Raw genomic sequence first — 2,156 nt, 5'->3', positions numbered from 1 at the left:
GTTGTAGACGTCGACAAACACGGCGGMCAGCAACACCACGCCCTTGATGACCTGCTGGTAGTCGATGCCGATGCCCAGGATGGACATGCCGTTGTTCATCACGCCCATCACAAACGCACCGATCACCGCGCCCATGACCTTGCCGACACCGCCCGAGGCCGAGGCCCCGCCGATAAAGCAGGCGGCGATGACGTCGAGCTCAAAGCCCAGGCCGGCCTTGGGCGTCGCGGTATTCAGGCGCGCGGCGAACACCAAGCCTGCCAGCGCCGCCAGCACGCCCATGTTCACGAAGGTATAGAAGGCCAGGCGCTCGGTCTTGATGCCCGACAGCTTGGCTGCCTTTTCGTTGCCGCCCAGCGCATAGACGCGCCGCCCGATAGTGGTGCGACCCGTGATGAAGTGGAACAGGAAAATCAGCGCGGCCATCACGATCAGCACATTCGGCAGCCCCCTGTAGGAAGCCAGCAGGTAGCTGAAATAGATCAGCAGCGCCGAGAACATCGCCGTTTTGACGAAGAAAATGGCGGCGGGCTCGGCCTGGATGCCGTGCTTGAGCTGCTTGGCCCGCGCGCGTATGCCGGCCACGGCGAGCACGGCGGCCAGCGCCACGCCCAGCAGCAGCGAAGTCATGCGCAGGCCTTCGCTGCTCAGCAGGTCGGGCATGAAACCCGAGCTGAGCATCTGGAATGAATCGGGGAAGGGGCCGACCGACTGGCCCTGCAGCAGTGCCAACGCCAGCCCCTTGAACACCAGCATGCCGGCCAACGTGACGATAAAAGAAGGGATGCGGAAGAACGCGACAAACCAGCCCTGAACCCCGCCTATCAGCGCGCCGCAGAGCAGGCACACCAGCGAGGCCGGCACGAAATGCCAGCCGTACTCCACCATCAGCACGGCCGCCAGCGCGCCGATGAAACCGCACACCGAACCGACCGACAGGTCGATATGCCCGGCCACGATCACCATCAGCATGCCCAGCGCCATGATGACGATGTAGCTGTTCTGCAGGACCAGATTGGTGAGGTTGAGGGGCTGCATGAGCGTGCCCTCGGTCATGTACTGGAAGAAGCCCATGATGGCCACCAGCGTGATCAGCATGCCGTACTCGCGGAAGTTGTGCTTCAGGTAGTCGAGCGGCGATTTGCCGCTGGCAGCGGCGGTTTTTGCCGCAATCGCGGTGGCGTTGGAGGACTCGTTGTTCATTTCAGCTTGCTTTCATGATCGCGCGCATGATCTTTTCCTGGGAGGCTTCGGCCGTCGGCATCTCGGCGATGAAGCGGCCTTCGTTCATGACGTAGATGCGGTCCGTCATGCCCAGCAATTCGGGCATTTCCGAGGAAATCATGATGATGCATTTCCCTTCTGCCGCGAGCTGGGCCATCAGGGTGTAAATCTCGTACTTGGCGCCCACGTCGATGCCGCGCGTGGGCTCGTCGAGGATGAGGACTTCGGGGCTGGTGAACAGCCATTTCCCGAGCACCACTTTCTGCTGGTTCCCGCCCGAGAGGTTGAGGACTTTCTGGCCAACGCTTGAGCACCGGATGCGGAGCTTTTCCCGGTAGCTCTGCGCGACCTGGTATTCGCGGCCGCTGTCGATGACGGAGGCACTTGAAACGCCCTTGAGGTTGGCCAGCGACACATTGAACTGGATGTCTTCGTTCAATATCAGCCCGTTGCCCTTGCGGTCTTCGGTCACATAGGCCAGACCATGGCGAACGGCTTTCTCTACCGTGCCGACATCAACAGGCTGGCCGTTCAGAAGAACCTGGCCGCTGATGCGGCGCCCCCACGAACGGCCGAAGATGCTCATGGCAAGCTCTGTGCGCCCCGCCCCCATCAGTCCGGCAATGCCGACGATTTCACCGCGCCGCACCTGCAGGCTGACACCTTTGATGAATTTCCTGTCCGTGTGCAGCGGGTGATAGACGTTCCAGTCGCGCACTTCAAACACGGTCTCGCCAATTTGCGGCTGGCGCGGCGGATATCGATCAGCCATCTCACGGCCCACCATGCCGCGAATGACGCGATCCTCGCTGATGGCTTCGGCACGGCAGTCCAGTGTTTCGACGGTGCTGCCGTCGCGCAGGATGGTGATCGCGTCCGCCACGCGTGAAATTTCGTTGAGCTTGTGTGAAATAAGGATGCAGGTGATGCCC

Annotated in this window: 2 protein-coding genes; both read right to left on the bottom strand. The window is 61.7% G+C overall.

From position 1 onward, the window contains the following. Window positions 1-1,203: multiple monosaccharide ABC transporter permease (gene mmsB, locus AC1D1P_RS21630; protein ID WP_477674388.1), on the bottom strand; the 1,203-nt coding region annotated here is incomplete at its 3' end. Between the two features lies 1 nt (window position 1,204). After that, window positions 1,205-2,156 (bottom strand): ATP-binding cassette domain-containing protein (locus AC1D1P_RS21625; protein ID WP_477674387.1); only part of this gene is annotated, 952 nt, incomplete at its 5' end.

The organism is Polaromonas sp. P1_E1_2 (assembly GCF_056406035.1).
The sequence above is the reverse complement of the archived record's forward strand: the minus strand, read 5'-3'. Positions and strand labels throughout refer to the sequence as shown.